The organism is Nonomuraea cavernae (genome assembly GCF_040655715.1).
Lineage (GTDB): Bacteria > Actinomycetota > Actinomycetes > Streptosporangiales > Streptosporangiaceae > Nonomuraea > Nonomuraea cavernae_A.
In genome coordinates, this window is sequence record NZ_JBFAKL010000009.1 from 269,351 (window position 1) to 295,935 (window position 26,585).

General features: G+C 68.2%; 21 protein-coding genes and 1 pseudogene. 8 read left to right on the plus strand and 14 right to left on the minus strand.

Going from position 1 to position 26,585, the window contains the following annotated elements; translation table 11 throughout:
- Positions 1 to 87 precede the first annotated feature (87 nt).
- The 3 genes from AB0I38_RS16290 (at position 88) to dmpG (ending at position 2,900) form a co-directional block, all read left to right on the plus strand.
- Complete coding sequence (locus tag AB0I38_RS16290) at positions 88 to 813, plus strand: helix-turn-helix domain-containing protein (RefSeq protein WP_358467658.1); 726 nt, start codon at positions 88 to 90, stop codon at positions 811 to 813.
- 31 nt (positions 814 to 844) lie between these two features.
- A complete protein-coding gene (locus AB0I38_RS16295) occupies positions 845 to 1,447 on the plus strand; it encodes a hypothetical protein (protein WP_358467662.1) in 603 nt (200 codons plus the stop codon).
- 442 nt (positions 1,448 to 1,889) lie between these two features.
- A complete protein-coding gene (gene dmpG / locus AB0I38_RS16305; protein WP_358467666.1) occupies positions 1,890 to 2,900 on the plus strand; it encodes a 4-hydroxy-2-oxovalerate aldolase in 1,011 nt (336 codons plus the stop codon).
- A gap of 266 nt (positions 2,901 to 3,166) precedes the next feature.
- Here the strand turns inward: dmpG and AB0I38_RS16310 are convergent, their stop codons facing one another.
- On the minus strand, positions 3,167 to 3,466 hold the full coding sequence (locus tag AB0I38_RS16310; protein WP_358467669.1) for a protein kinase domain-containing protein: 300 nt from the start codon (positions 3,464 to 3,466) through the stop codon (positions 3,167 to 3,169).
- Positions 3,467 to 3,521: 55 nt separating this feature from the next.
- Here AB0I38_RS16310 and AB0I38_RS16315 point away from each other — a divergent pair, with 55 nt between their 5' ends.
- From AB0I38_RS16315 to AB0I38_RS16325, 3 genes are all read left to right on the plus strand, one after another.
- A complete protein-coding gene (locus AB0I38_RS16315; protein WP_358467671.1) occupies positions 3,522 to 4,070 on the plus strand; it encodes a hypothetical protein in 549 nt (182 codons plus the stop codon).
- Between the two features lie 294 nt (positions 4,071 to 4,364).
- Positions 4,365 to 4,961, plus strand: coding sequence for a hypothetical protein (locus AB0I38_RS16320; RefSeq protein WP_358467674.1), 597 nt, complete (start codon positions 4,365 to 4,367; stop codon positions 4,959 to 4,961).
- A gap of 617 nt (positions 4,962 to 5,578) precedes the next feature.
- On the plus strand, positions 5,579 to 6,184 hold the full coding sequence (locus tag AB0I38_RS16325; protein WP_358467677.1) for a class I SAM-dependent methyltransferase: 606 nt from the start codon (positions 5,579 to 5,581) through the stop codon (positions 6,182 to 6,184).
- 98 nt (positions 6,185 to 6,282) lie between these two features.
- Here the strand turns inward: AB0I38_RS16325 and AB0I38_RS16330 are convergent.
- The 8 genes and pseudogenes from AB0I38_RS16330 to AB0I38_RS16365 form a co-directional block, all read right to left on the minus strand.
- Positions 6,283 to 6,408, minus strand: a pseudogene (locus AB0I38_RS16330) (transposase); the annotation flags it as partial.
- Positions 6,409 to 6,665: 257 nt separating this feature from the next.
- Entirely contained in the window at positions 6,666 to 7,331 is a 666-nt protein-coding gene (locus AB0I38_RS16335; protein WP_358467680.1) for a dihydrofolate reductase family protein, read from the minus strand.
- Entirely contained in the window at positions 7,331 to 7,852 is a 522-nt protein-coding gene (locus tag AB0I38_RS16340; RefSeq protein WP_358467683.1) for an SRPBCC family protein, read from the minus strand. Before AB0I38_RS16340 ends, AB0I38_RS16335 begins: the two co-directional genes overlap by 1 nt.
- Positions 7,849 to 8,199: an ArsR/SmtB family transcription factor gene (locus tag AB0I38_RS16345; protein WP_358467686.1), complete on the minus strand. Its 351-nt coding sequence runs from the start codon at positions 8,197 to 8,199 to the stop codon at positions 7,849 to 7,851. Before AB0I38_RS16345 ends, AB0I38_RS16340 begins: the two co-directional genes overlap by 4 nt.
- A 460-nt stretch (positions 8,200 to 8,659) precedes the next feature.
- Positions 8,660 to 11,500, minus strand: coding sequence for a pPIWI_RE module domain-containing protein (locus tag AB0I38_RS16350; protein WP_358467689.1), 2,841 nt, complete (start codon positions 11,498 to 11,500; stop codon positions 8,660 to 8,662).
- 7 nt (positions 11,501 to 11,507) lie between these two features.
- The gene (locus tag AB0I38_RS16355) at positions 11,508 to 15,080 is read right to left on the minus strand and encodes a hypothetical protein (RefSeq protein ID WP_358467692.1); all 3,573 of its coding nucleotides are present in this window, start codon (positions 15,078 to 15,080) and stop codon (positions 11,508 to 11,510) included.
- Entirely contained in the window at positions 15,073 to 16,221 is a 1,149-nt protein-coding gene (locus AB0I38_RS16360) for a hypothetical protein (protein ID WP_358467695.1), read from the minus strand. The genes AB0I38_RS16355 and AB0I38_RS16360 overlap by 8 nt, the downstream gene beginning before the upstream one ends.
- Entirely contained in the window at positions 16,218 to 17,834 is a 1,617-nt protein-coding gene (locus AB0I38_RS16365; protein WP_358467698.1) for a PD-(D/E)XK nuclease family protein, read from the minus strand. Before AB0I38_RS16365 ends, AB0I38_RS16360 begins: the two co-directional genes overlap by 4 nt.
- A 71-nt stretch (positions 17,835 to 17,905) precedes the next feature.
- Between AB0I38_RS16365 and AB0I38_RS16370 the strand changes: the two genes are divergently transcribed.
- Positions 17,906 to 19,396, plus strand: a complete 1,491-nt coding sequence (locus AB0I38_RS16370; protein WP_358467700.1) for a serine/threonine-protein kinase — start codon at positions 17,906 to 17,908, stop codon at positions 19,394 to 19,396.
- Here the strand turns inward: AB0I38_RS16370 and AB0I38_RS16375 are convergent.
- Positions 19,383 to 21,329 (minus strand): N-6 DNA methylase, encoded by a 1,947-nt coding sequence (locus tag AB0I38_RS16375; protein WP_358467703.1) that lies wholly within the window; start codon positions 21,327 to 21,329, stop codon positions 19,383 to 19,385. The genes AB0I38_RS16370 and AB0I38_RS16375 overlap by 14 nt on opposite strands.
- A gap of 148 nt (positions 21,330 to 21,477) precedes the next feature.
- Positions 21,478 to 23,628: a UvrD-helicase domain-containing protein gene (locus tag AB0I38_RS16380; RefSeq protein WP_358467706.1), complete on the minus strand. Its 2,151-nt coding sequence runs from the start codon at positions 23,626 to 23,628 to the stop codon at positions 21,478 to 21,480.
- Positions 23,629 to 23,753: 125 nt separating this feature from the next.
- On the opposite strand from AB0I38_RS16380, the gene AB0I38_RS16385 reads away from it, so the two are divergent.
- Positions 23,754 to 24,140, plus strand: coding sequence for a hypothetical protein (locus AB0I38_RS16385; RefSeq protein WP_358467709.1), 387 nt, complete (start codon positions 23,754 to 23,756; stop codon positions 24,138 to 24,140).
- 29 nt (positions 24,141 to 24,169) lie between these two features.
- On the opposite strand, the gene AB0I38_RS16390 is transcribed toward AB0I38_RS16385, so the two are convergent.
- Genes AB0I38_RS16390 through AB0I38_RS16400 form a run of 3 tightly spaced genes read right to left on the minus strand, consistent with a single transcriptional unit; the run spans position 24,170 to position 26,451 of the window.
- The gene (locus tag AB0I38_RS16390) at positions 24,170 to 24,937 is read right to left on the minus strand and encodes a hypothetical protein (protein WP_358467711.1); all 768 of its coding nucleotides are present in this window, start codon (positions 24,935 to 24,937) and stop codon (positions 24,170 to 24,172) included.
- A 4-nt stretch (positions 24,938 to 24,941) separates the two neighbouring features.
- Positions 24,942 to 25,217, minus strand: a complete 276-nt coding sequence (locus AB0I38_RS16395) for a hypothetical protein (RefSeq protein ID WP_358467714.1) — start codon at positions 25,215 to 25,217, stop codon at positions 24,942 to 24,944.
- A 52-nt stretch (positions 25,218 to 25,269) separates the two neighbouring features.
- Complete coding sequence (locus AB0I38_RS16400; protein ID WP_358467717.1) at positions 25,270 to 26,451, minus strand: ATP-binding protein; 1,182 nt, start codon at positions 26,449 to 26,451, stop codon at positions 25,270 to 25,272.
- Between the last annotated feature and the right edge of the window lie 134 nt (positions 26,452 to 26,585).

The window sequence follows — 26,585 nt, forward strand, 5'->3', positions numbered from 1 at the left end:
CAGGCATGCCGTCAGTGGATGCTCGAAGCTGTCGGCCTGCTGGACCGGCATATCCTCAACTAGCACCGCACGGTTATAGTTGAGGATATGGCTGAGGACTGGCTAACCAATAATGAGGCGGCGGGCCTGCTCGGGGTCACGGCCGGGCGTGTCAATGCCATGGCCAGGTCGGGCAATCTGGCCTATCGAATGGCCGGTCGCACTCGGCTCATTGATCCTGCCTCCGTCCAGCGGCTTCTGGCGACGAACTGGCGACGGCCGGGTCGGCCGTTGGCCCCCTTGTCCGCGTGGGCGGCACTGCTCACTGATCTGGGGACGGTCGACTGGAGCGGGCTCACCAGGGCCCTGGGGATGTCGCCGCAGCAACGCTACAAACTCAAGCGGCTGATCGCCCGGAACCCGGCAGAGAACTGGGACGGGCTGGCGAAGGCTCGTGCCGTCGTGCGCCGGGTCCGCGTCCGGCCCGCCTACCTGGATGAAATCTTGCGGTGGGACGGTGTCGTCCCTTCCGGAGTTTCTGCGACCGCTCGGCATGGGCTCGACCTCATCGCGGCGGAGGAGGCAGAGGCTTATCTCGGTGACCGCACCTGGCGGCTGTTGCAGAAGGAGTTCCACCTCGTCTCCAGTCCATCGGGAAACCTGGTGCTACGGTTGCCCTCGGTAACCGAGAATAACCTCCCTGTAGTCATCGATCGTGAGGTCATGCCGGTCGCGGTGGTCGCCGTGGATCTCCTCGACAGCGGCGATCCGCGCTCCCGCCGGACCGCCCTCCAGATCATCAATCAACTCCTGGAAGCCACCCCCCGTGACTGAAATCGAGCTCCCTCGTCTCAGGAACCGACCCGTGGATCTCGGCCAGGTCAGTCTGCCCGACAACCGTCTGTGGCCGACCATGTTGAATCTGTCGAGGGTGCTGGAAGAGCATGCGTGGGCGCTCATCGGAGGCCAGATGGTGGCGCTTCACGGCTTGGCTCTGGGCAGGACCCCTATACGTTTCTCATCGGACCTGGACGTCATCGCAAACCTCGTACTGAGGCCGTCCAGTCTTGCCACGTGCGCCACTCATGTCCGTTCGCTGGGTTTCACTCCTGCTCCTACCTCGGACGGTAGGCGACTGCACCGTTTCACGCAGGACAAGCTAGTCATCGATATCGTCGCGCCGGACCATCCGCCCCGGCATCTTCTTCCCTTGCGGATCGCGGGCAAGGACGCCGTCGAGGTCGATGGCGGATGGCGTGCGCTGCAAAGCACAGGCGTCATGCCCGTCATGTTCGGCTCCGCGCAGGGCCGGGTTCCGATGCCCGATCTGGGAGGCGCCCTCGTCATCAAAGCTCGCGCCGCCGTAGCGGATTCGCGCGATCCCCAGCGACACCTGTTCGACCTGGCCTTCCTGCTCAGCTGCCGAGGCATATCTTTCCCTGACTCGACACTGACGCCGTGGCGGTGACCGCCGACGACCTGGCCGAAGCTGTCAAGCTCCTGTCCGATGGGATCGAGGTCGCCTTCCACGTGGCCGTACTCTCCCGAAGCGCTCTGGGGCGAACAGATCGTCCGCACACCCGGACTCGTGGTTCGCGCTGCCTCGTACGACGGGCCGGCGACGAGCGGGGCGTCGGACCTGTTGGAGGAGCAGTCGCGGTCGCGTTCGTCCGGCGATCCGCGGATGGTGTGATCCAGGACCGGACCGGCCGGGGTTGACAACATAAGTACCGAAACGATGTCCGCATCCTGCTGGACGGCGACGACGATGTCAGGTGGAAGGTCAGCGTCTTCCTCGAGGTTGAAGGCCGGGCCCACTACCTGCCCGCGTACGCCGGCAATCTCGACATCATGACCTCGGCGGCCATCCGCGTCGCCGAGCGCGTCGCGGCGGCATCGGAGGTGGCGGCATGACCGGGCCGGAGATCTATCTTCAGGACGTGACTCTGCGCGACGGCATGCACGCCATCCGGCACCGCATCAGCCCCGCGAAGGTCGGCGCGATCGTGGCGGCGCTGGATCGGGCGGGTGTCGCCGCGATCGAGGTGACGCACGGCGACGGGCTCGCCGGGTCCAGCCTCACCTACGGCCCGGCCAGCAACACCGACTGGGAGTGGATCGACGCGGCGGTCGCCGCGACGAGCCGGGCGGTCATCACGACGCTGTTGCTGCCCGGCGTCGGAACCGTCGCCGACCTGCGCGAGGCATCCGCCCGTGGCGTCGGCTCCGTGCGGGTCGCCACGCACTGCACCGAGGCGGACGTCGCCGCGCAGCACATCGCGGCGGCGCGGGAACTCGGCATGGACGTCTCCGGCTTCCTCATGATGAGCCACATGCTGGAGCCCGCCGAATTGGCCCGGCAGGCGCGGCTCATGGAGTCCTACGGCGCGCACTGCGTCTACATCACCGACTCCGCCGGCCGACTGACCACCGAGGACGTGCGCCAGCGGGTGCGCGCCTACCGCGACGTCCTCACCGACGGCACCCAGATCGGCATCCACGCCCACGAGAATCTGTCGCTGTCGGTCGCCAACTCCCTGGCTGCGGTCGAGGAAGGCGTGTATCGGGTCGATGCGTCGCTGGCCGGTCAGGGCGCGGGTGCCGGGAACTGCCCCATCGAGCCGTTCGTCGCCGTCGCCACCCTGCTCGGCTGGGACGTGGGCTGCGACCTGACGGCGCTGGAGGACGCGGCCGACGACCTCGTGCGCCCGCTGCAGGACCGCCCGGTGCGGGTGGATCGGGAGACGCTCACACTCGGGTTCGCCGGCGTCTACTCCAGCTTCCTGCGTCATGCCGAGACCGCGGCGGCCGCGGCCGGTCTCGACCCCCGCACCCTGCTCATCGAGGCCGGTCGGCGTGGGCTGGTCGGCGGGCAGGAGGACATGCTCGTCGATATCGCGCTGGAGATGACCCGGGCATGACCGTCGCGATGAGGCCGCGGCGACTCGGTCGGCTTCACCGACATTTCGGCAAGAGAGGGACACGTGCCTGAGGTCCTGGGGCACACCGGTCGCGCCGGTCAGGCGTAGCGCGCCGATGGCGAGGTTGCGCAGTCCAGGGCAGGGATGATCGGCGATGATAAGGGGGCAGGCACGGTCTTCTCTGATCATTTGGCGTCGAGAACCTCATGATCTCGGAGGTCGTGCCTGTTCGTTAAATGCAGGTCCTGGTGAAGAAGGTCTGCGAATCAGGCCGGGCGGCGGTTGGGCGGCTTCAGGTCGCGGTGCAGGATGCCGAGCTCGTGCGCCGCCGTCAGCACGGCCGCCACCTGGGCGCCGATGGACGCGATCCATCCCAGCGGGAGAGGCCCGTGCTCGGCGACGACGTCGTCGACCCCCGTGCCCTCGACGAACTGCATCACCATGAGCAGGCGGCTCCCCAGCGCCGGATCCTGATAGCTGCCGAAATCATGTAACACGGGCGCACCGGGGTGGGCGAGCCTCGACGTGATCCCTGCGCGCTGACTGGACTTCCTCTTGACAGCCACGTAGGTAGTGTAGTGCTCTATTGGATAGAGTGCTGCTCTATTGAAGGTGGTTGTCATGCCGTTCGGAGTGCCGCAGGAGATGCCAGGCATCAGCAGCAGGAGCACTGGCAGGTGGAGAGGCAGCCTTGGCCCGGATCGGTCGCCGGACCTTCAGATCCGGCTGCAAGCACGGCTGGACAGTGTCGGTGACCGCGCGATGACGCCGAACGCCGGCAAGATCCTGCTCGCCGCTACCCTGCTTGCCGCTGCCCTGCTCGTCCTGACCGGCTGCGGTCAGGACGGCTCCGGCGTGCCGCCGCAGAGCCTGTCCTCTTCGGACGACCAGAGCGTGGCCGGACAGGATCCCTGCGGCGGGAGCGTCGAGAAGGTCAAGAAGAAGGTACGGCAGGCGCAGATCCGCTCGGTCACGGTGGAAGGCCAGTGCACCTCTCTGTCGATCGAGACCAGCCTCGGTGACGAGGAGTCGGGTGCGGCCAAGAAGATCTGTGACTCCGCGGCCGAGGTGGCCTATTCCGGGGACACCAGCGCCATCCGCGTACTGGGTGCTTCAGGCAAGGAACTCTCCGTGGGAATTGTCGACGCTCCATGCCTGGCCCAGCCCTGAGATTGTCACGGCACGATCCACTGATCACCCTGCCGACCCAAACCGGCGAGGCCACCACCTGACCCACCGAACCCGGGCAGGCTCGCCGATCCTCCGGTGGGCCTGCGTCTTCGTCTTCAGCGGTCATCGCACAGGTGATGCAGCCCATCGATCCTTCAGCCTGCGCTGTGAACGGGCTGCGGCCGGCCTTACGCCCTGCTTGGTCTCGGCGAGGCCGACGTGTCCACTCGGCCGGAAAGCCGATCATCGCTGTCGACGATCACGAAATTCCCCTGCTGTGAAGGGTCCCGCCGGTTGGATGTTCTGCTCGCCGCGTCGCGCTTCGTATCCGGCGGCCTGGCACAGGACGTGGCCGCGATGCTCGGCACCGTGGCCCTGAGCTGTGCCTGCCGGCCGACTGCGGACTGCCGCCGCTGGCGGTCGCCGGGCTGTTCATCGACTCCGGGCGGGCCGACGCCATGGTCGTGGTCTGCGTGGATCCCGGGGGCGGACGATCCCGGCCGGCACGAGGCCGTCGCCGTGGTCATCGAGCGGACGGCGGCCACCGGGATCGCCGTGCTCGACTGCCCCGACCGGTCGTACCTGCGATCATCGGTATCCGCGCTGGTGCTCGGGCCGGCCGACGATCGCGCCGGCGGGCGGCGGATTCGGAGCCTGGTCGCCCGTCGCGACGCGTTCGGTGCCGAGCTTGCCGCGCACGCGCCGGATGACACGATCGCCAGCGGCTGTACGAGTGAGGATCTAGCCACGGCCCTGGCCTTCATCGCGCGGTCATCGCCGCCCTCCGCGCCGCGCGCCTCTCGTTTTCTCGGCGCCCACGCGCTGGCGTGCGTAGCCGGCGCCGATCAAACGCGCGTAAGGCACTTCGTCGGGAGCCAGCCGACGCCGTAGGACTTCCAGAGAATGTCCGAACCGCAGCTTGCGTAAGCGCCTCCCTTCGAGTTGTCACAGCTGAGTCCGTAGAGCACTGTGTTCTGCTTGAAGTGTCGGAGTATGGCCGAGCTTCTGTCCTTGTCGGCGTGGACGTTGATTCCTTGCACCGGCCACACCAAGTAGTTACAGGTCGCGAGAGGCGCAGCAGGCGTGGAGCCGACTTCACTGACCTGGCTGTGCGAGATCGCTGTGGCTGAGGCGGGGGTTGCGGTCGCGGCAATGCCCGGGCCGACGAGTGCCGCAGCCAGTGTTCCGATCGCAACTGCGATGGTGGAGCGTTTGGACATCGTGTTCCCTCCTTGTCGATGAGCGCCGGATACGCAGCGCTCTGATCTTGAATCTCGATGAGCCGCCGGGCCCTTCGAGAGCCGATGGGTTCATGATGGGAGGGCGGACGCCGCTGGGTCGTCACCCTGGGTGCGGCCTTCGCGTGTACGCGATCCTGCGTACGGGCGGTGACGTCCGCTGGGCGTTAGGGCGTCGACCAGGTTGGACCGTCGCTCACGATTATTGAGCAGGCGGAGGGGGCGATCGGCGGACGCCGATCGCCCCCTCCGCTCAGGGAGAATGCAGGCATGGTTGAACAGAGCATCTGGATGCAGAAGGTCGCGGCCGACCCCGGTCACTCCACCTGGTTCATTGAGCGCTTCCGTTCCATGTCTCGCGCCGGTGACGACCTCGCCGGGGAGGCCCGCCTCATGGACGCCATGGTGCCGCGCCGCGCCCGCATCCTCGACGCCGGCTGCGGATCCGGCCGGGTCGGCGGCATGTTGGCCGAGGCCGGCCACGACATCGTCGGCGTCGATGTCGACCCGGCTCTGATCGAGGCCGCCGAGCAGGATCACCCCGGGCCGCGCTGGATGGTCGGCGACCTGGCCGAACTCGACCTTCCTGCGCAAGGCATCACCACGCCGTTCGATGCCATCGTCTGCGCCGGGAACGTGATGACGTTCCTCGCGCCGAGCACCCGTCGTGAGGTGCTGAGACGGTTCCGCGCGCACCTCACGCAGGAGGGCCGGGCCGCGATCGGCTTCGGCGCCGGCCGCGGCTACGAGTTCAGCGAGTTCTTTGCGGATGCGGCAGCCAGCGCGCTCGAACCCGACCTGCTGCTGTCCTCCTGGGACCTGCGTCCGTTCGGGGACGACTCGAGCTTCCTGGTTGCTCTTCTCCGCCCTGCCTGACACAGCGGCTGAGGGCGGATGAGCAGGGACCGCGTGGAGGAGCAACTTGCGCCTGCCTACCTTGCCGACCACATGTCGGTCCGACGGCGCACATCCTTCACGGCCCGGCGGCCCGAGCGCATCTTCTGGGTGAGCGCGTCGATCCACACGAAGGTGTACGGCCCGCCATCCAAGGGTCGGGACCGGAAGGAGACCACCAGCTCATCGAGCTCGGCGGTAATCATCCGCTGCGCGAACTCGCGAACCATGGTGCGCACCGCTCCTGTGGACGCTAACCCGGGGAATCACCACTGGCGGTAAGCATTCATTCCCTATGCATTCCGGTGCTGGTCGATCGCGGAGTGTGATCATCTTCAGGCATAGACCATCACGGACTGCGGGACGGAATTCAGACAAGTATCCGCAGGGGCGCAGCGGTGCCCGTACTCGGCTGGGCCGGCGCCCCACCCCGCGCGACCGGGGCCGCGGGGTGGTGCGCCGGTTACCGCTTCCCGACGGTGTAGGTCAGGTGGGTCACCCGGGATGATGCGTCCGAGCGGGTCTGGTCGAGGGTGAGGTGGGCCGGGTCCACGCGGTCGAACAGGCGGATGCCGGTGCCGAACAGCACGGGCGCGAGGGTGATCGAGAACTCGTCGATCAGGCCGCTGTCCAGGTACTCCTGGATTGTCTCGGCGCCGCCGGCGATGCGGACGTCGCGGTCGCCGGCGGCCTCGCGGGCCTGGTCGAGGGCGCTGGAGATGCCGTCGTTGACGAAGTGGAAGGTGGTGCCGCCCGGCCGTTCCCACGGGTCCCGCCTGGTGTGGGTGAGGACGAACACCGGGGTGTGGAACGGCGCCTCCTCCGGCCATGCCAGCTCGCCGGCGTCGAACATCCGCTTGCCCATGACGCTCACGCCGGTGCGCTCGTACGTCGCCCGTGCGATGTCGTTGTCGAGTCCTTCCTCGCCGCCCTCGCCGAGCTTGAGGTTCTCCCTGATCCACCGCTGCGGGAACGCCCACGCCTGCAGCTCCGACCACTTCGTCATCCAGCGCTGGACCCTCGGGTCGCTCTGACCTTCGGGCGAGAAGACGAGCTCGACGGGCACGGCTTCCGGCGCCATGAAGCCGTCGAGCGACATCGTCACGCTGAAGAACACCTTCCCGGCCATCAGCCCTCCGCTCCCTTCGGTGTGGTCTCGTTCCAGGTGAGTTCGGCGACGTAGGCCGCCAGGTTGCGCAGGGTCTGCTCGCCGCCCTCGATCGCGTGGTATTTCTCCACCGCCTCCTCACGGAGTTCCTTGTTGGGGAACACCGTGCGCATCACGATCCGGGTCTCCTCGCCGGTCGACTCGAAGGTCAAAACCGACTCGAAGGAGTTGGGGTCGTCGCGGGACTCGCCGTGCTCCAGCGCGATCCGCTCCGGCGGCGCGATCTCGGTCCAGGTGATCCACTCCTGGTAGTCGGTCCCGTCCGGCCCGTGCATCACGAAGTCCCAGGCCCCGCCGACGCGGAACTCGAAGGACCGCGTCGTGGTCGTGAATCCTTCCGGTCCCCACCATCGCGACAGGTGCCGGACCTGCGTGAACGCCTCGAACACCAGCTCCCGTGGGGCGCCGATGGCCCGGGAGACCACGATCTCGCGGTCCGCGGTCGTGTGGTCAGGCTCGCCGCCGCCACTGGTCGTCGTCATTCGGTGGTTTCTCCTGCCTTGCCCTGTTCCAGATCTCGCACGTACTCGTCCAGTCGGTCGAAGGTCTCGTTCCAGAATTTCTCGAAGCCGCCCACCCACTCGTGGACCGGCCGCAGCCCGCGGGGGTCCAGGCCGTACAGCCGCTGCTTGCCCGCCCCGCGGACCCGCACCAGCCCGACCTCGCGGAGCACCCGCAGGTGCTTGGACGCCTGTGGCTGGCTCATCCCCAGGTCCCGCGCCAGTTCGGTCACGGGCCGCTCGCCGCCCCGCAGCAGCACCAGGATCTCCCGCCGCTGCGGCTCGGCGATCGCGTTGAACGCGTCCGAGGTCGTCGCCGCTCGTGCCATGCCGCCATCATATGCCTATATCGGAATGTGTCTACGCGAGGGCTGTGTGACCAACGAGCGTCTCGGACCGTGCGGCACGTGGAAGACCGCAGGAAGGTCCCGTCGTCCCTCCTGTGCGAGCCGGACGGAACGGCGCACAGACACAACAGAGCAGTTCAAGGAGATCCAGCAACCCTGATCGGCCTCCACCGTCCAGGTCACGGTCACCGGTGGCGGAACGCTGACATGGCGCGTTCGGCGGCGGAGGCGTCGGTTGCTCTGGCGCCTCGGAAGTTCACGTCCAGGGGGATGGTGTGCGGGTGATCTAGCTCATGCTGTGGCACGGGTGAGATCCATGTGACAAGAGTCTCCTTGTCTCTTCCGGGACGTCACTGGGGCGTGAAAATGGGGCGGGTTGCCCGCCCCCGGCCGGGCCCCTGACCTGCAAGCTCAGCACTCCGGATCCTCTAGAACCCCCGAATTACGTCGAACGCGGCGGGTCCTCGACAGCGGAAGCCTCATCCTCGACTTCCTCCGTGAGCGTCGGCAGGACGTATTCCTGGCCAAGCCCCGCCAGGTGTAGTGGCAGGGGAAGAGTGAGGGCCTGTGGGTAGTCCGGCGGTTGACGCAGCTGGTGCACGGCGAGCGCCAGCGCTTCCGGATCGTCACCGTCGTCCTGATGGCATCCGAGGACGGCGATCTCCACCAGCCCGGGATTCCAGCCGGGGATGTTGGTGTCGATCCGGGTATCGCTCTCGCCCTCGCCGGCGCGCCGAGGGGCCAATTTGTCGGCCTTGATGGCCGAAGTCTGGAACTGGACGGGCTTAGGGGTGGTGCTGTAGAAGACGCGGCTTGTCCCGTCGCCCTGCGGCACCCACAGGTGGGACGGCAGTCCGTTCGCCCCGTCCTTCGGGCTGATGCCCCACCACTGAGGTGTCTCCCGGCCCTGCGCGGTTCGCACGCGGACGAGCCGCAGGTCCGGGTGCAGCCGCCGAGCCGGCGCGTGGCCGTCGCGGATGCGGTCCGGTTCCACATGGCCGTCCTGAAGCCACGTCCATTGCGAACGGGCGTTCTGCCCGTGGGCGAGGAGCAGCGTGGGGGCGCCGCGCAGGGAGCGCAGCATCTTCTGCAGCCACTCCTCCGTGTCACGCCGCTGCTCGTCCATGGCGCGGTAGTAGTTGCTGGGTGCGCTGTTCTCGGTGCCGGGCACGGCGACCTCCGCGAGCCGGGTCAGCTTCAGCAGCAACGCGGGATACGGGACCCATGCGTTCGCCTCGGGGTCCCAACCCTGGACACCGGCGATGCCGCTGCCCGATCGTTGCGGAGTCACGAGCACAGCGATCGGGACGTACGCCGCCCACCGACTGTGTGGCGTGCGATTCTTCCTGACGAGCCAGACCGCGGCGTACCGCAGGCCGACGGGCAGCGTCTCGCCAAGGCCGTGCTCGGGGTGCACCCGGATGCCAAGCTGTCGCAGGCCGTCGTCCCAGGCCATCGAAACGCGGTGACCGAGGTTCTTCACAGAGTCGTATCGTCCGGCCTTCTTGGGCACCGACACGAACTGGGTGACCGCGCCGGCGTCTGCGAAGCCGAGCCTGAGCGCGAACTTGGGGTCGTGGTCGCCGGTCTCGAAGTCGGCCCTGCGGTCGAGTTCCACCAGCGCCAGTGTGGGAGCCGTGCCCGTGATGTCGTCGGCCAGCCAGGAGCGGGCGCTGGTCCGCCGGTCGCGGATGGCCGCGCCGATCGCCGAGGAGGTCCGGAGCTTTCCCTTCGGCGCCAGCGCGAGCCCTTCTCCGAGGCCGGCCGTCAGCTTGACGCAGTGCAGCCGCACGGTGAGCTCGGCGGACTGCCACTCAAGGGTCACCGGGTCGCCGGGGCGTGCGGCCTCGTACTGCGTCTCGGTGAAGATGCCGCCCTCGCCCTTCAACCCGAGGCGTTCGACGAGTCCTGCGATCGCGGCCTCGCGTAGTTCACGGGTCTGCCAGAGAAGCCGTGCCTCCAGCGTGGGAAGCGTTCCCCCCTCGACCTCCGAGGTCAGCAAGGACATCGCGAAGGCTGCGCCTACCCGCCGTTCCTCCGCCCTGCGGGCGTCTTCTTGAGGTTTGTTCTCCTTTTTCACGGTGGGAGGAGCGTTGAGGGGCTTGGCAGACCGCGCCCGTCGCGTGCGGACCAATGTGGAGGTCGCGCGCACCTCAGGAGGGAGGGCCTGCTCAGCCCATGCGGTGAGCTCAGAACGCTGATGCGACATCAGGCCCGCCTTGACCTGGTGGCTGCCCATGGCCGTGCTGTAGACGATGCCCGCGCGCAGCCCCTGGTTCACCCACCCCTCCGGATCGGCGAGGATGTCGTCCACGCCGGGGAAAGGCTCGGCCAGCGAGATCCCGCGCAGGATGCCGGTCGGTCCGCCGTTCACCCAGCCGGCGGCCCACTCTCCTTGCTCCTTGTCCCAGCGGCGTTCCACCTTGGCCAGCGCGTACCGCTCACTGCGCGGGGCGCCCGGCAGGTACGGCACCCGTGGCCGCAACAGCACGGTCGTCCTGCGCCGGTACGGCAGGTGGACCCTGCCGGTTGTCGAACTGACCCGGGTCGCCCAGCGGCGGATGCTGAAGTGCAGATGAAAACGGGGGAGAGGGTCGAAGGGAACGGTGTGCAGGGTGATGTTGAGAACGACCGAATACCACCAGGTACGTGTACCGGACGGCGCCGGAAGCGGTTGAGAGACCAGTTCGGTGCCCTTGTCTTTGAGGCCGCGAGGTACGGCGCGAAAATGGAGCCGGCCGGCGGCGTGCTCGTACGGCCCCAGCGCCAGGACGCGCCTTGCCAGCCAGTCGGTGCTGAGCGGGAATTGGTGCGCGAGGGGCGCGGCCGTGCCGCCGATCGGGGTCGTGGGGCAGCGGAGCAGCTCGGCTTCGACCGGTTCCCAGACGGGCGGGGACGCCGCCAGCTCGGCGCGGACGTCCTTGAGGAAGGCACGGTGCTCCGCCTCCGGTCGCAGGTCGCCGAGCCAGCGGTCCAGCAGCGCACGGAAGACAGGGTCAGGCAGCGGGTCTGTGACCTCCTCGGGCACGTACAGCCAGTGCTCCGACGGACGGGGCAACACCAGGAGGTCGGGGGCGAAGGCCTGGATCACCTGCTCGAAGCGGCGAGTGGGCACCGTGCGGTAGGGCTCGGCCCCTTCGGGGCGGCCCAGGTCGCAGAGCGCGAGGATCGCGTCGCGCCAGTTCTCAGGGAAGCGCAGCGCGCGGTAGCGGCCCACTACGGTGGCGTCCGGCGAGACGGGTTGCCACGAGGCGGCGCGGATGGAGTCGTAAGTGACGGGCACGGTGTCCTCAACGGTGGTGTTCGAGGTCGGACAGGGCGTTGTACAGCGGTTGGTAGAGCAGCCGGGCGAGGGCCGGATCCGCTGGGTCCGGAAATGCCGCAGGATCGGCTCCGGCGTCGAAGTACGGGGTGAGGATGGAGCGGAGGGCTGCGAGGAGGCCGTCGTCAAGGGGGACGGGGCCCGTGGCGCCGGGGGACAGTCCGCGGGCCGTCTTCGGGGCGAAACTGGCGTCGACGAAGACGACCCGGGCAGGCACCCCGCCCCGTACGAGCCGGCCGATGACCTGCCACATGGTGACCAGCTGGTCCCAGGCGAAAGCCCGCTTCTCCCAGGGCGACAGCCGGGAGTAGACATAGCGCCGGGACAGCAGGCGACGCCATTCCTGCCGGGCCTCGTGGCGGAAGTCGAGCCCGGCCCGGTCGAGCCCGGCGGCCTTGGCGACGAGCTCGCCGAACGTGGCGGGACCCGTCCGGTTGTCGGGCCGCCGCTGGTCGCGGACGAAGCGGCAGACCCAGTCGTTCACAGCGAAGATCGCTAGCGCCAGGTCGTCGGGACGGGGATGTGGCCGAGCCAGGAACAGAGCGGTGCCGAACGCCGCGTTGCGATCGGTGTTGAGAATGTTGTGTCCACGCTCGACCGCCAGCAGGGGCGCCACGAGCAGTTGAGCATCGTGGTCCTCGGCGAACGTGGCGAGGTCGCCCCGCCGCAACGTGGTCGCGTGCTCCGCGACCGCCGGGTCCATGCCGCGTACGGACTGATCGAGATCGGCGTCGTCGGCGGCCAGCACCCGGACCTTGCCTCTCCAGCGGTCCAGCCCGTGCAGCGTGTCGGCGACGGCGTTCGCCTCCTTGTAGCTGCCGACGAGCAGGATCGCCCGGCGCCGATTGTCGTCGCCGACGAGGGCCAGCTCCTCCTCCAGCGGACTCGCACCGCCACCTCGCCCAGGGCTGCCGAGGCGCATGGCGAGAGCCCTGGCGGCTGCCGGCCGGACCTTGGGATCGGTGCCGGACAGGCTCATGGGTGTCCCGTCGGCGCCGTAGAGGAAACGCGTGGCGAACTGCGACTTCCCCACCGCGTCGAGGGAGCGTTCCGACGGCATGAGCACGGCCGCCACCGGCGCCAGCACATGGGCCCGGGTCGAGGCTCCGGCCCAGCTGGTGCCCGACATGAGGACCACGTGTGGACCCCGGCGTCCCAGGCCCGGGTCCGAGCCGAGCTCGTGGAGGGCGAGAAGCAGCTCCCTGCCCACACCCGCACACCGGAAGAAGCGCAGGGTGCCGCTGTTGTTGCCGTCCTCATCGCGTTCCCGCTCGTCCGGCAGGAACTGGAAACCGAGGACGTTGCCCATCGGGGCTTCGGGGATGAGCGGTGCGTAGTCGAGCGGTGGTCGCCTGGCCAGTTCGTTGCCGGTGGAGTCCAGTCGAAGGGCGGCCTCGACCTGGGGCCAGAGGAACGTCAGGCGTTCCAGCCGCTGGTGGAGAGCCGACAGCACGAGCAGGAACTCGAGCCGCCGGCAGGTCAGGTCGCGCCAGGCGCCGTCCCGTCCGGAGGCGGGTGTGCCCTCGATCAGCTTGCCGAGCAGTGCCTTGACGCGGGCGCGGGTGCGCGCCGTGTTGAGCGTGTGCAGGAGGTCGCGCGTGGTTTCGATCAGGTCGTCGGTGCTGGTGCCGTACGGGCCGGAGTCGCCCAGCGGATCGTCGCGGAAGGCGTCCAGGAGCTCCGTGAGCTCTGAACGGAGAGAGTCCAAGAAGATCCGGCTGTCGTCGGCATCGGGCGAATCGTCGTCGTAGGGCTCGTACAGCTGCCGCTCGTCACGCACACCTTCGGGGCCCGGGTGCTGCTCGTCGAACCAGTCCCCGAGCAGCTTCTCCTGCAGGGTCCACGGGCTGAAGTACTCGATCTCCGCCCAGTCGCGCAGCTCCTCGCCGGAGATGAGCAGCCGGTAGAGCCGGTCGGTGGCGGCGCTGACGACGGTCAGCGCTGAGTTCCACCGCTCGACGTCCTGGTCCGTGAGGGGCAGCCGGCCACGCCGCGAAAGCTCCTCGATCTTGTGGGTGTGCAACTGGTCGAGCCAGGAGTCGGGACCCGGACGGACGAGTGTCGCGGAGGGAGCGAAGATCTCGTCCAGCTTCATCTGGACCGAGTCGGCCTCATCGACGATGACGATGTCGCTGAGCAGGCAGGCGAGTTCGAGATGGCGCAGCCGCTCCTCGTTCAGATGGTGCGGGACGGCGCTCTGCACGAGGCTTGCTGGGTTGGCGACCCAGATCAGCCCTTCGACCAGATTGCGCGCCGCGCGGTGACGCGGGCATCTCGCCCACACCGGGCAGCCATGCTGGCTGCCCCGCAGTTCGTCGGCCGGGCGCTTCTGCGCGGCCTCGCTCGGTTGGTACGGCTCAGGCAGGACGATGTCGGAAGTGTGCTGAACCTTTCGCCGCTCCGGATAGAGAGCAGTGCACGGCGCGTCGGCGTACCGCAGCGGCTGGATGGCCTCCGTGCCCCGCAGCGCATCGATCACACACGTCGTGCTGAGGTCGTCGAAGCCCGCCGCGTCATGGTCGAGCAGGTTGTCCAGGCCGCGCGAGGCGAGTCGGCGATGCAGCCGCTGCACATGGGTCTCCCGCGTGGTGAGTCCCAGCACCGGCACGGCGGGCAGCTCCAGATCGTTCAGCAGCTCGCAGAGTCGCAGTTGCTCGGCGACGTCGCCGACGACGAGCGTGACGCGCAGGTCCCGCCGTGCGGCCCAGACCGCGACGAGCGTCATCAGCGTGCTCTTGCCCGCGCCGACCATGCCGGCCAGATGCATGAGCCCGTCGAGGTGGATGTCGTCCCGTTCGCTGAAGTTCCGGCCGTCGGCATCGCGAGGCGCGAACCGCAGCTCGTTGATGCGCTCCTCCCAGTTCCCTGGCCGCTCCACGCCCAGCTCCCGTTCCCGCTCGTCCATCCAGACCGCCGTGGCGAGCAGCTCGGAGCGCTTGATCGTCAGCGGGTCACCTCCGCCCGGACGTCCCTGCGCCAGGTCATGACCGGCGACGGGATCGAAGATCAGTGCTTCGGGGATGGTGACGGACGTGGGACGGCGGCGATCCATGAACCCGCTCCGTCCCGCGGGGGCGAGGGGAAGTGGCTTGCGCGCGTGTTGCGGGAGCTTGGCCAGCGCGTCGTCGTAGACCGTGACGCGGTCGAACGCGATCGTCGGGATCAGCTGAAGGGCGGGGCCGCCGTCCTCTGGGACGTCGTAGGCGCGCAACCTCGCGGGCACCTGGCGGTACAGGTCCAGGGCCTGGTGCCAGGCGCGGCGTCGGCGCAGCGTCCAGAGGAGGTGCCGGGCGGAGACGAGCATCGTGTCGTGCTCAGCCGTCCGGGCCAGGCCGGCGGCGCGGGCGAAGGGGTAGCCGCCGAGCAGCGTGTAGACGCCTTCGGCGGGCTCTTCCGGAGCCAGCCGCTGCAGGAGCCGCAGGGCCAGTTCGACCTGGCACAGGTGGACCGGCTTCATGCCTTGCAGCCCTGCGGGCAGGCCGTTCCAGACCTGGCCGAGTTCGCGGCTGACCGGCCGGTGCCAGCTTTCGCGGTCACGCACGAGTGTCGCCCTTCTGCTTGCGGACCCGGGCCCTGGCCCGTCCGACCAGGTCCGTGTCGGTGAGGAGAGACAGGTCACGGGCCTGGGAGGGACGGTTCCGCTCGTACACGGAGATGTAGTCGCGCCTGGCCGTGACCCGGTGGTGGGGTACGACCCAGAACGCCTCGTCGTACGGCGGCTCCTGCGGCACCGGGCGAGCCGAACGGCCGAGAAAGAGCGGGTTGGCCCAGTCCTTCACGTCGATGGCCCAGCGGTGACCGTCGGGAAAGGTGACGAGCAGGTCGTAGGCGTCATAGCCCGGCCACATCCGGACCGCCAGCCCCAATGCCGTCAGCTCCGCTTCCAGAGCCGCCTCGGCACGTCCAGGCCCGGTGACGAACTGCCGCACCGGTCGCTCGACCTGATGTACCTCGCCCATCTCCTCCGGGCGCAGTCGCCTGCCCAGGGGAGCCGGCCCCTGGCGGCGGCAGCGGTCACGCTCGCACCACCACTCTCCGTCGTGGACGGGGGTGAGCAGTGTCAGACAGCGTCCGCAGCAGACGTACTCACCGTCGTACCGATAGCTGTCGGGAACCGGCAGGTAGATGCGCCTGATCAATTCGTGCACCGGCTCCAGGACCAGGTCGTTGAGGACCTCGAAGCTCTCCGGCGCGGTCAGGACCGGGCGGTTGACGAGCAGGCCGCGGAAGGCGGTGTAGGCCTCCTCTTCCCCGAACGCTTGGCACAGGCGCAGCGCGGTGTGGATGATCTCGCGGTCGCGGAAAGCGAGCGCGCTGTCGCGGGTGCGCTCGGCCCATTCGTGGCAGAGCTCGGTGGGCCGCCCGGAGTCCGCGTCGAGTAGCCGGTCTTCGGGGCCGATCGCGTCCGCGGGCAGGTCGGTCGGCCAGTCGGCGAGAGGCACTTCCCTGCACCAGGACACGAGCTCGGTGAGGCTCGCCGGGGGCGTGGCCTCCCTAAGCAGACAGGCGAGGACCGTGCGGTCCAGCGCTCGCTGGGCCTCCGGCGGGTAGGGCAAGGTGAACGCGTCAAGGCCAGTCTGCGCGTCGAGCGCGAGCATGGCGCCGGCCAGCGCACGGACCAGTGGAATGCCTTGGTGCGCGGCCCAGTCCGCGGCGGCGTCAGGCAACGTGTCGGTGGTCATCGGGCTTCTCCTGAAGCGGTGCACCAGCGGCGGACTTCGCAATCGGCGCAGTGGTCGCCGGGGGTGGGGGAGTAGGTCTCGTCGCTCGCCCATCCGGCGGCGAGCCCGGCGACGATCTCGCGCGCCTCGTTGTGAGTAGCCTGGTCAAATGGGTCGATCTCCTCGCAGACCGACCCGTTCTCCCGGAGGATCTCCAGCTCGATCCGCGACCGGCGGGGATCACCGCCGGGAACGCCGGTAGCCATCAGCAGGACGGCCAGCGCGAGCTGCGGAAATTCGCCGAGCAGGGAACGGCCTTCCCAGGTACGTCGCGACGCGGTCTTCGTCTCACGCCATACCCAGCCGCCTGATTCGGTGTAGAGCAGGTCGGGGTCGGCGATGACGACCGCATCCACGACCGGGTCGTAGGCGGCCAGACGCCACTGGGGACGGACAACTTCGCTCTCCGGCAACCCCTCAAGCGGGCAGAAGGCGCGATGCTCTTCGATCATGCGGACAGCGGGGCCCAGTTCCTCCTCCCTCAGGCCCGACAGCTCGGTAGGAAGTGGAACGTTCCGGCAAGAAGTCCGGGCACCTTGGCCGTGCCGGTCGTTCAGCCACGCATCGACGGCGCGGCCGCGGCGGATCGCCTCGTTCTCGATCCGGCCGTCCTTGATGTACAGGGCCCGGGTCAGATGGAAGCGCGCCGGGCAGGAGTTGTAGGCGCGCAGGTCGCTGATGGAGACGCTGCGCCGCTTGCGAGGACGGCGAGGGGCGGGTACACCCAGCAGCCCTGGAACTTCGGGAAGAGCTGCGCAGCCGAGTAGTCCTTCACAGGTCGTGCAGTCCGATCCCGGGCGCAGTGCCCGCCCGTCGAGGACGGCGCCGTACCGCTCCTTGGCATGCTCATCGAACTGGCGTACCGCCTCTTCGGCATCCCAGTCCGCCAGGACGAGAGGCTTGCCGTCGGCGAGGCCGACACCGATGACGCGGACCCGCTGCGGCTTGACCGCATCGGGCTCGACGCTCCGGTAAGGCTCGCCGAAGGACCCGCGAGCCGGTACTCCGGTCGCCGCGATCGCGGCGGCGGCCGCGATCTCCGCCTCCGACCGGTTCTCCTTGGCCGAGCCAATGGACGGAATCCAGATTTCCCGCACCGAGCCGTCCGGGGTGGCGTACCTTCGGCACCAGGCGGTGCGCTCGTACTGCACAACGCCTCTCGTGTCCGGCTTGCGCAGCCGGCTCAGTCCCACCCACTCGGTGGTCACAGGGAACGTGACCGGGTATCCGGCGGCCTGGTGCCGTGCCCGAGCGGCGAGGTAGGTCGGCACGGCTTCGAGTGCCCACGCGCGGTGCACGGGGTGACAGTTACGGGTGTGCCGTTCGTCCGCCAGTGCGGCCTGCACGCTGCTGCCACGGTGCTCGATGGCGTCGAGCAGGCTCTGCACCGGTGTGAAGAAGAAGTCCTGGATGGGCTTCCTGCGGGAGCGTTCGGGGGTCTGCGTCAGGAGCGGGCGGGCCCGCAGGGCCCTTCCCCAGGCGCAGGCGTCCGCTGCCGAGCGCAGCAGAGGCAGGCCGATCCGGACCACGTCGGATCGGCCGCTGAGGCCGGAAGGCATCGGGAGAGTGCTCACCACTACAGAGAACCGCACCATGTGAACTTAGTCAAGGGACGGTTAGTCTTCTGTCTTGGTAACGTATGAGCGTGAACACCACGCAGTGGGAGGACGCCATGCGGCCGGGAGACGTGCTCTTCGAGAGGTTCCGAATCGGCGCCTGCCTGAAGACGGGCGGCATGGCGCGTGTCTGGCTGGCCGAGGACTTGCACTCGGGGGAGACGGTCGCGGTCAAGGCACTCGGTCGCGACTACTGGTCCTCTCTGTACGACGTCGATGAGCGAGTCATCCGCAGTGAGGCGTTCAAGCGCTTCGAGCGAGAGCGGGATCTTCTGGACAAGTTGGCGGGCCCCGGCATCCCGCGACTGCTTGACCACGGCTTCTTCCGCAGGGGCCCGTGCCTGGTGATGGAGCTGATCTCGGGGAAGAACCTGCGGGACTTCCTCTCCCTCCATCAGCCGCCGCCGATGGTCGCGGCCGCCGCGATCGGTGTGCAGATCCTGGAGATCCTCGACAGGATCCACAAGGGCGGCGTCGTGCACCGCGATCTGAAGCCGCAGAACGTGGTGCTCGCGGACAACGGCGACGTCTACCTCATCGATTTCGGCATCGCCCTGCCCACCGACCCGCAGGCCACCCGCTACACCCGGCACGGCCACACTCCCGGCAGCACTGGCTACATGGCCCCTGAGATCATCCGGGGCGTGAAGGCTCCGACCTCCGCAGCCGACCTCTACGGCTTCGGCTGCATGCTCTACGAGTTCGTCACCGCGAAGCAGGTGTTCAGCGAACTTCGCGACCGCAGCATCGAGGACCAGCACCGCAGTGATCTTCCGCCGCGTCTTGACCCCGCGCGACACCCCGTGGGCGCCGACCTGGCCGACCTGACCTGGGGGCTGCTGCAGAAGGACCCCGCGATCAGGCCGAGCCTGGCCGACGGGCTTGGGGTGCTGCGCCGCTATCTTCCCCGGCTCGGGGACCCCGCCCCCTCGCCCCGGTTGCACCCGGATCCCACTCTGCCGTTCAGGGAAGGCCGCGAATCATCGCCCGTGCCCGCAGCGCCGACGCCCGTGCAGCGGCAGCGCCCATCTGTGAGGCGCAGGCAGATGCCGAGCCGCCGCGAGTTCGGCGACCTGCTCGACGCCGCCGAGCGCGAAGTGCTGGCGCAGCAGCCCGGCATACAGACGGATCGGGTGGTGGCGCGGCTGAGGGAGGTGGAAGCGGCATGGGGCCCGCGTGAGCGCCTCGTCGTACGGGCTCAGCTGGTCCGCGCGGATCGTGCGCGGCTCGAAGGGGACTGGCCCGGAGCCGGCAGGCTGTACCGCACCGTGGAGCGGACGCCTCTCGGCGCGAACGACGTGGACCTTCTCTTGGAAGCCCGCGTCGGCGTCGCCGAATGCCTGGTGCCGGAGAGGGACGACACCGAGGCGGCCTTGACCATGTGGAAGGCGGTGGTCGTCGAGCTTCGCGGCCTGTCCCGCTCGCCTCTCAAAGTGCATGGGCGCTGTCGCGAGTTCGCCGCGGAACTCGCCGAATGGGGCCGCCGCGATGAGGTCGAAGCGATGCTCAGCTCTCTCTGAGCCGGCCAGCGGCCAGAAGTTCCGTGAGCGTGCGCCTCAGCGTCGCACCCACGTTGCCCACCTCCGCAACGGCCTGTTCGAATCGCACCAGCCGACGATGGATATCGCCATATCGGCGCTGTTCGTCGATGGGGAGGCGAGGGACCAGGAGGCGCCGTGGATCCACGCGCGATGTGGTGGTGGCGTGTGTGCCGGCCTGCCGTGCGTTGAAGTGTGCGCGCAGGCAGGCGGCCAGGAACCATGGGTCGAGACGCTCGGTGTCGGGCCGGAGCCGATGGATGTACGGCCCCAGGACCGTGGGTGCCGCAACGTCCACCCATGCGCTGAACTCGGCCGACGGAACGACCACCACCACGTCGTTGGACGATGTCACGGTGATGCCCTTGTCCCGTTCGAGCTGCTCGACGTCCTCGGCGGTTATCCAGAACTGGGGTGGCTGCCCTTCCCGCAGGTCCGCCACGGTCAGCACCGGAACCCCGTCATCGGGCCGCTCACCCCGCTGTATGTATCCGTCCGGGATCGCCTGCCCTGGTGCCAGCGCGAGCGTGCCGGCTTGCTCCAGGTCGGCGACCGAGACGGCGTGGGTGTCCGCCACTTCCCGCACCACCTCGAGATCGCGCAGGACCTTCCCCAGATCCTGAGCTTCCTGCAGGCTCGAGTCGAACTGCCGCCAGGCGCGGCGATGATTGACGACCGATACCGACAGGCTGGTGGGGGCATGCCGGGCGGGAGTCAGATCGGTCTCCTCGCCGAGCAGGTCCAGGACCGGTATCTCGATGCTGCTCTCCCGCGCCTCACCTGCCATCGCGCCGAACACCCGATCTCGGACGGCGTCCCAATCGACAGCCTGAGCGCGGGCGGCTGACAAGGTAGCCCGGCAGTCGGCCGTGTCCACCATGAGGACGGAAGGAGCCGTCCGGCGCTGGGCCGGTGGCTGCAGGATCCACAGGTGCAGGCCGACCCCGAAAGGTGGAGCCGCGCCCGGGGGCAGGGCGATGACGGCTCTGAGTGACCCCGCACGCAGCATCGCCGCCCTGATGCGACGGCCCGCGCGTCGTGAGGCCACGGCGGGCGGCAGGAGAACGACGGCGACGCCGTCCTCGCCCAGCGACGAGACGATGTGCTGCACCCAGGCAAGCTCGGACTCGGTTCGTGGCGGCAGGCCGAACAGCCATCGTCGATCGGTCGCCAGCTCCGCGTGTCCCCAGTCGCGTTCATTGGTGGGCGGATTACAGAGGACCACGTCAGCGATAGCGGCAGGGGGTTCGCTCCGCAAGGTGTCGGTCGTTCTGAGGTCGATCTCGGGCGTTTCGGCCAGCAGTGACAATCTGGTTCTCGCCAGCATGGCGAGAACGGGGTCTCGTTCATGGCCGAGAAGCCGGCATGCGCCCTTCCAGCGTTCCGCGCCGGCCAGCAGTAGTCCGCCGACACCGCAGGCGGGATCGAGCAGTGTGCTGATCTTTTCCGGTCTGGCCCGGGCTGCCACTTCCGCCATGAACGAAGCGAGCGAAGCCGGTGTAGTGGTGATCTGACGGATATGCGTGCCGAGCCACCGGTCGAGAAGGTATTGGAAAGTCTCGCGACCGCCTTCATGCCGGGAGAGCTCAAGAGCCTGATCGACCAGTTGCTCTTCGTCGGGATCGAGCTCGCGGTGAGGCGCATCTCGCAGCCGGGCGCCGAACTCGGCGATGACCCGCCCCATGAGGTCACGATCGCCCAGAGCCTCAAAAGCCGGCCAGAGGCGTTCGAGTGAACCGGTGGACGACCCGAGCTTGTCGTTCTCACGCAGCCACTCCTCGACCTGGACCAGGGAGAACTGTGGGCTGGTGTCCGTACCGCTGACAGGGGAGGGGAAGGTGTGATGCCGTCTTCGCCAATTGCTGACGGCGGCCCGTCCGACCCCCGCGATGCGCGCGATCTCGGCGAGTGTCACCACGACAGGGCGCTCGCCCATGAATATCAAGCCCTTCCTGAACTCAGCCGCTCAGGTCTCCAGACCTTGGCACGACTCTGTTGACGCAGTTTTCATCATACCCTCCAGTAGGTGTAGTGACTAGAAAACTCGTACGCGTGTTCTAGAGTTACCGCTGAGACTGCTGGGCGACGAACGGGCTGGGCGCGCCGCTCCACGACACATAGAGCGCCTCGCGCGCCCGCGTGCAGGCGACGAAGAGCACGCAGCGCTCACGCAGTATGTCGCTCTCGTGCTGGAGCCGGTCCACCTCGGCCGGCGTGATCTCCTTCGCGAACGGCACGGCGCTCGCGGTCACCCCCACCACGGCCACGCAGCGGAACTCCAGCCCCTTCATGGCATGCATGGTGGCCAGGCGAATCCCCTCGGCGTTCGCCGCCGGCTGGTCCTTGACCTTGACCGCCGGGATGCCCCCCTCGGCCACCAGGCGGTCGTGGACCTTGTTCAGCAGGATGTTGAAACGGGTGCACACGGCGATCTCGCTCGGCCGCACCCCTTGCCCGAGCCACTCCCGCACCCGCTCCACGACCGCCGCGACCTCGGCCTGCTCGCCTGGGAAACCGGCCGTGCGCGGGCGCTTGCCGTGCAGCAGGGACCGGTAGCCGGACAGGCTCTCGTTGCCCTGCCCGCCCAGGTCCTCGACGAGCGACCCGTCGAGCAGGCCGGTCGACCAGATCAGGATCTCCGCCGTGCTGCGGTAGTTGATGCGTAGCCGGCCGCTGCGCCCGGCCACGGAGATGCCGAGCGAGCCGAGCGAGACCTTCGAGTCGTAGATGCGCTGGTGTGGGTCGCCGGTGATGAAGAGATCGTCCGGGCCGTCGAGGACGGCCGCGCGCAGCACTCGCCACTGCGCCGGGTGCAGGTCCTGCGCCTCGTCCACGATGACGTGGTCGAAGCCGTGGCGCCGCAGGTCGGAGCCGCCGAGCAGGCGGGTCGCCTCGGCGCAGAGCTGCAGGTGGGTGCTGACACCGCCGCCGCGGAGCTCCGCCGTGAACGCCTCGACCGCGTCCCAGACCTGCTCCCGCTGCCGCGGCCCGATCGCCGTGCCCCGGCCGCGCCTGGGCGCCTGGAGATATTCGGTCCGCGAGGTGATCCGCTGCGCGAGGACGACATGCCGGTACTCCTGGTGCAGGAACTGCTCGGTCCACGGCAGGTCCAGCCGCTTGATCACGCGCCGCCACATCTGCCGCTCGTCGGCGTCCCCGATCATCTTCGGCGTGCGGCCGGTCAGCGCCCGCACGATGCGGTAGGCGTAGGCGTTCACCGTGGTGACATCCACCCGCGCGAGCTGCTTCTCGTCGTCGAGAAGCAGCTGGAGATTCTCCCGCAGCGCCGCCGCGAGCGCCGTGGTGTACGTCGTGAGCAGGATCCGGCTGCCGGGGGAGCGGGTGAGCAGATGCTTGACCCGGTGCAGCGCGACCACCGTCTTGCCCGTCCCCGGGCCGCCCGTCACCTGCGCCGGCCCGTTGTAGGACGGGCGGTACGCGACGCGCCGCTGCGACGGATGCAGGAAGACCCGCCAGGCGGCGAACGGCTTGCTGAGCACGTCGGTCAGCTCGTCCGCGCTGCTGACCAGGGTGATCCGGGTGGTGGTGTTGATGATCGCCCGCTCAAGGCTCCGGTCCGCGTCGGCGAAAGCGTCGGCGGGGCGGCGCTCGGCCACGACCTGCTGGTAGACCTCCTGGGGCGAGAATCCCTCCGCGAGAAACTGCAGCACCTCGAACTGGTCCTCGGGCAGGAGGGAGGCGAACGCGTTCAGCTGCGGCTGGTCGATGATGGTCCGTACGGCGCGCAGGACCTGGTCGTCGATGCCGAGATCGCGCAGCACGGTGTCCGAGTGTGGGGCGAACAGCAGTGACGGCGCCTCGGCCGCGGCCTGCTCCAGGGCCGGGGTGAGCTGCTCGATGGCGACGACGTTGCGCACTTCCAGAGCATGCGTGGCGGAGTTGACGGTGTAGAGGCGCTTGGCCGCCCACCCGTAGGCCTCGTCGTGCGGCACGACGTTCAACAGCAGGAATGTGTCGGTCCCGTCGTCCGGGGCCAGGACCACCCCGCGCCAGTAGTCGGTGACGCGGATGGTCCGCATTCGCGGGTCCCGCGCGTTCACCACCGACTCCAGGTGCAGGCCCTTGTCGGCGTACAGCTCGGCGATGGACAGCTGCTGGAAGCGCTTCATGGCCTTGCGCACGCCCGCCTTGACCGGCTTCTCCAGAGCGTCGAAGCTCTCCCAGAAACTGTTGGCGAAGGCGAGCTGCGGCACGCGGAACCTCCCAAGCCGAGTGATGGATCACTAGGGTATGGGCGAGCGGTTCACCGAGGCAGGCATCTCAGAAGATAGCGGCGCTTCCCGGCGGATTCTGGAGTGACGTTGGCCGAGGAGGTCAAGTGAATCTCATCAAGCACCCCCTGACAGAGCTCGAGCAGCGCCTCATCGACGTTGCGGCAGACCAGGGGTATGAATTGACCCACCTGACGAAGTACGTCTGCGAGTTAGGCCAGACGAGAAGCGTGACGATCTACCTCGACCGCGAGTGCGCCCTCCGCCAGGTCGTCCAAATCATGATCCACCCGGAAACCCCTTCCGGGACACTCGAGGCGATCGAGGCCACCCAAGGTCTGAGCGTCAGCCCCGACTTGTCCCACAATTCCAACTTGCGTCGTTTCCCGAAGAGACTGAACAACGGCAAAGCGGAGATTTCGTTCGCTCGTTCAGTCGCATGCGCCGATATCACCGCCTTCGATCGCCTGCTACAGACGCTTGCGACGGAGTGACCCAATCCTGCGGGCCTGAGCCCTCCAATCTAGAACACTTCGTCGAGAAGCTGTGACGCTGCCTTGGGGTCCATCAGATTTGACCAGACCTGTTCAGCGGGTAGCAGATCGCGTTCGGGCAGGGTGTATTCGGGAAACCAAGCATCGAACGCGCAGCCGGGAACGCGAGAAAGGATCATCGCGGTCAGGTTGGTCGGGACTGAGCCGGTGATTCGAATCGCGACGTAGGTCTCGTGGCCATCGTCGGCGCGGACGATAACGCCAAGGCGGAACGTCGGGAAGTCCGCGGCATGCTCGTGGCCGTCATGTAGCGAGCCCCGGATGAGGGCACGCAGTTCGGTATTGAGGCGCAGTGCGAGTCGAGTGCCTGCCTCCAAGAGGTAACGATCGTGATCGTCCTGGTCGGGCAGGAGATGACCCACATACGTGTCGGTGGTCAACGGCTTGTCGTGCTCGGCGTTGTATCGCTGCCTGGCAGTACGGGCTTCCCTGTGCAGAGAGGCGTAGAAGTCGTCGTTGGACCCGTCCTCGCGGATGCCGGCAGCCACAAGCCAGTCCCGCACCTCGGAGTCGGGTTCGTCGGTTAGGACCGCACCTCGCCATCGGCCGGTCTTGACCTTGAAGAGGACGACGTCCTCGATGGCTCGGATCCGCTCATGAGGGATGTCAGGGGCGGCGAACTGCTCGTTTGCCTTCTGTAGGAGAGGATGGTCGATCTGGTCGAGTGTCGTCTGAGCCGAGGGGACTGGCAGACATAGGTCGTCGCGCAGGCATCTAAGCGTGGGGCGGACCGACATGAGATCAGTCCTCCCACTCGCCGACGCCGCCGAGCTGATCGATCTTCTCGCGTGACAGTCCGGTCAGCGCGGCGACACTTGAGCTGAGCGAGCCGTCCAGCACCTTCATGGACTCGATCATGCCTTTGCGGATCTCCTCACGGCGCTGCTCCAGATAGCCTCTGACGGCCTCGGACACGAGGTCCTTCTTGGTCATGCCGAGGAAATGCGCAGCCTGTGAGATCAACTCGTCCGTCGCGGGGTCGATCTTCAGGGGTGCTTGACGCTTCGGGGCAGCCATATCTATCCCTCCTGCGACCATGGTACCCAAGTACCTCAGCGTCTCTCGGGTCTCAGCAGGACTCACCTGGAACCTTGCCGGCATCCGTCGCTCCAAAGAATCTGAGGCGAGCCTGGACCAGCTCCTCGTCGGTGAAAGGTCCGTGCTGTCCCCGGTTCAGCAGGTCGGCGAACAGGAACCAGTGACGCAGCAGGAACTCTTGGTAGATCGGGTTGGCGATCTCTGGCGCTCCGGTTCCACGGACGAGACCCAGATTGCGAACGTAGGAGACGTCGTCGTCGGACAAAGCGTTCGTGCCCGGTGGTGTGCCCTCCATGACTGCCTGGATCACCCGTTCCGCCCGGGGCTCGTAGAGTCGCGCCATGAGAGCGTCCAGGTGGACGGGCCGCTCCTGGATCAGCCGCTCCTTGGCCTCATCGACGTGTGCAGTGGTGATGGCGCCGCTCGTCCCCATCTGGAACGTGATCTCGTAGGCGAGGGCGTTGACCAGCCAGGGCTGGCCCTGGGTCAGGCCGAAGACCCGGTCCACCGCGCCCTTGGTGAATGCTTGGCCGGTCGCCTGGGTGTGCTGGTCGTACAGGTCGGCGATCTGGTCGGTGGTGAAGTCGCCCATCCGCAGTGACTCGGTGATGATGGCGAACGGGCCGGCCGGATTCGACCAATCGCGGTTGCCGCCCGAGGCGACCTTGTAGTGGGGCACGTCGCGGTGCCCGCACAGCACCACGGACGAAGGGAAGGGACGGCCCTCATGCCGGGCGCTGTGGCCGTCGCGAAGCTGGCTGAGAACGCTGACCAGGCTGGCGCCCTGGAGGGCGTCGATCTCGTCCAGAATCAGGACTACCCGGCGGCGGCTGCGGCGGCACCATTCGCTCAGCGCCGCAGCGAACCGACTGCCCGGCGCTACCTGGGGCCAGGGATCCGGCGGCAGCAGTTCTTCGGGCAGTGTCGACAAGGCGGCGGCCTCGCGGAGCTTGTGCAGCAGAATCTCCTCCGCGGCGGCGTTGTCGTCGCCGGTCGTCCTGGCGGTCTCGCAGGAGAACATCAGGGCGGCGGTGTCGCCCTCGGCGTTCAGCTCGGACTCCAGGGTGTGCAGCGCGGTCGTCTTGCCGGTCTGGCGAGGCGCGTGGAGCGTGAAGTAGTGGTCCCTTTCGATGAGCTCACGCACCTGCCGGAGCTGCGGCGTGAGCGGCAGCATGTAGTGGCGCCTGGGGTCGCAGGGCCGATGCGTTCTCATGTTGTGAAACCGAGTAGCTGGAGTCCGTCGGCGGGGTGACTGCGGTAGTGGTCGGTGGCTGCGGCGATGTTGGTCCAGCCGATCAGGCGGGCCAGGCCGATGGCCAGGTTGCGCAGGCCGGCCATGATGCGGGG

What these genes read in the sequence shown, in the direction of transcription:
- AB0I38_RS16290 (WP_358467658.1), top strand. Translation starts at nt 88, where the DNA reads ATGGCTGAGGACTGGCTAACCAATAATGAGGCGGCGGGCCTGCTCGGG.
- dmpG (WP_358467666.1), top strand. Translation starts at nt 1,890, where the DNA reads ATGACCGGGCCGGAGATCTATCTTCAGGACGTGACTCTGCGCGACGGC.
- AB0I38_RS16315 (WP_358467671.1), top strand. Translation starts at nt 3,522, where the DNA reads ATGCCGTTCGGAGTGCCGCAGGAGATGCCAGGCATCAGCAGCAGGAGC.
- AB0I38_RS16325 (WP_358467677.1), top strand. Translation starts at nt 5,579, where the DNA reads ATGGTTGAACAGAGCATCTGGATGCAGAAGGTCGCGGCCGACCCCGGT.
- AB0I38_RS16335 (WP_358467680.1), bottom strand. Translation starts at nt 7,331, where the DNA reads ATGGCCGGGAAGGTGTTCTTCAGCGTGACGATGTCGCTCGACGGCTTC.
- AB0I38_RS16340 (WP_358467683.1), bottom strand. Translation starts at nt 7,852, where the DNA reads ATGACGACGACCAGTGGCGGCGGCGAGCCTGACCACACGACCGCGGAC.
- AB0I38_RS16345 (WP_358467686.1), bottom strand. Translation starts at nt 8,199, where the DNA reads ATGGCACGAGCGGCGACGACCTCGGACGCGTTCAACGCGATCGCCGAG.
- AB0I38_RS16360 (WP_358467695.1), bottom strand. Translation starts at nt 16,221, where the DNA reads ATGACCACCGACACGTTGCCTGACGCCGCCGCGGACTGGGCCGCGCAC.
- AB0I38_RS16390 (WP_358467711.1), bottom strand. Translation starts at nt 24,937, where the DNA reads ATGTCGGTCCGCCCCACGCTTAGATGCCTGCGCGACGACCTATGTCTG.
- AB0I38_RS16395 (WP_358467714.1), bottom strand. Translation starts at nt 25,217, where the DNA reads ATGGCTGCCCCGAAGCGTCAAGCACCCCTGAAGATCGACCCCGCGACG.
- AB0I38_RS16400 (WP_358467717.1), bottom strand. Translation starts at nt 26,451, where the DNA reads ATGAGAACGCATCGGCCCTGCGACCCCAGGCGCCACTACATGCTGCCG.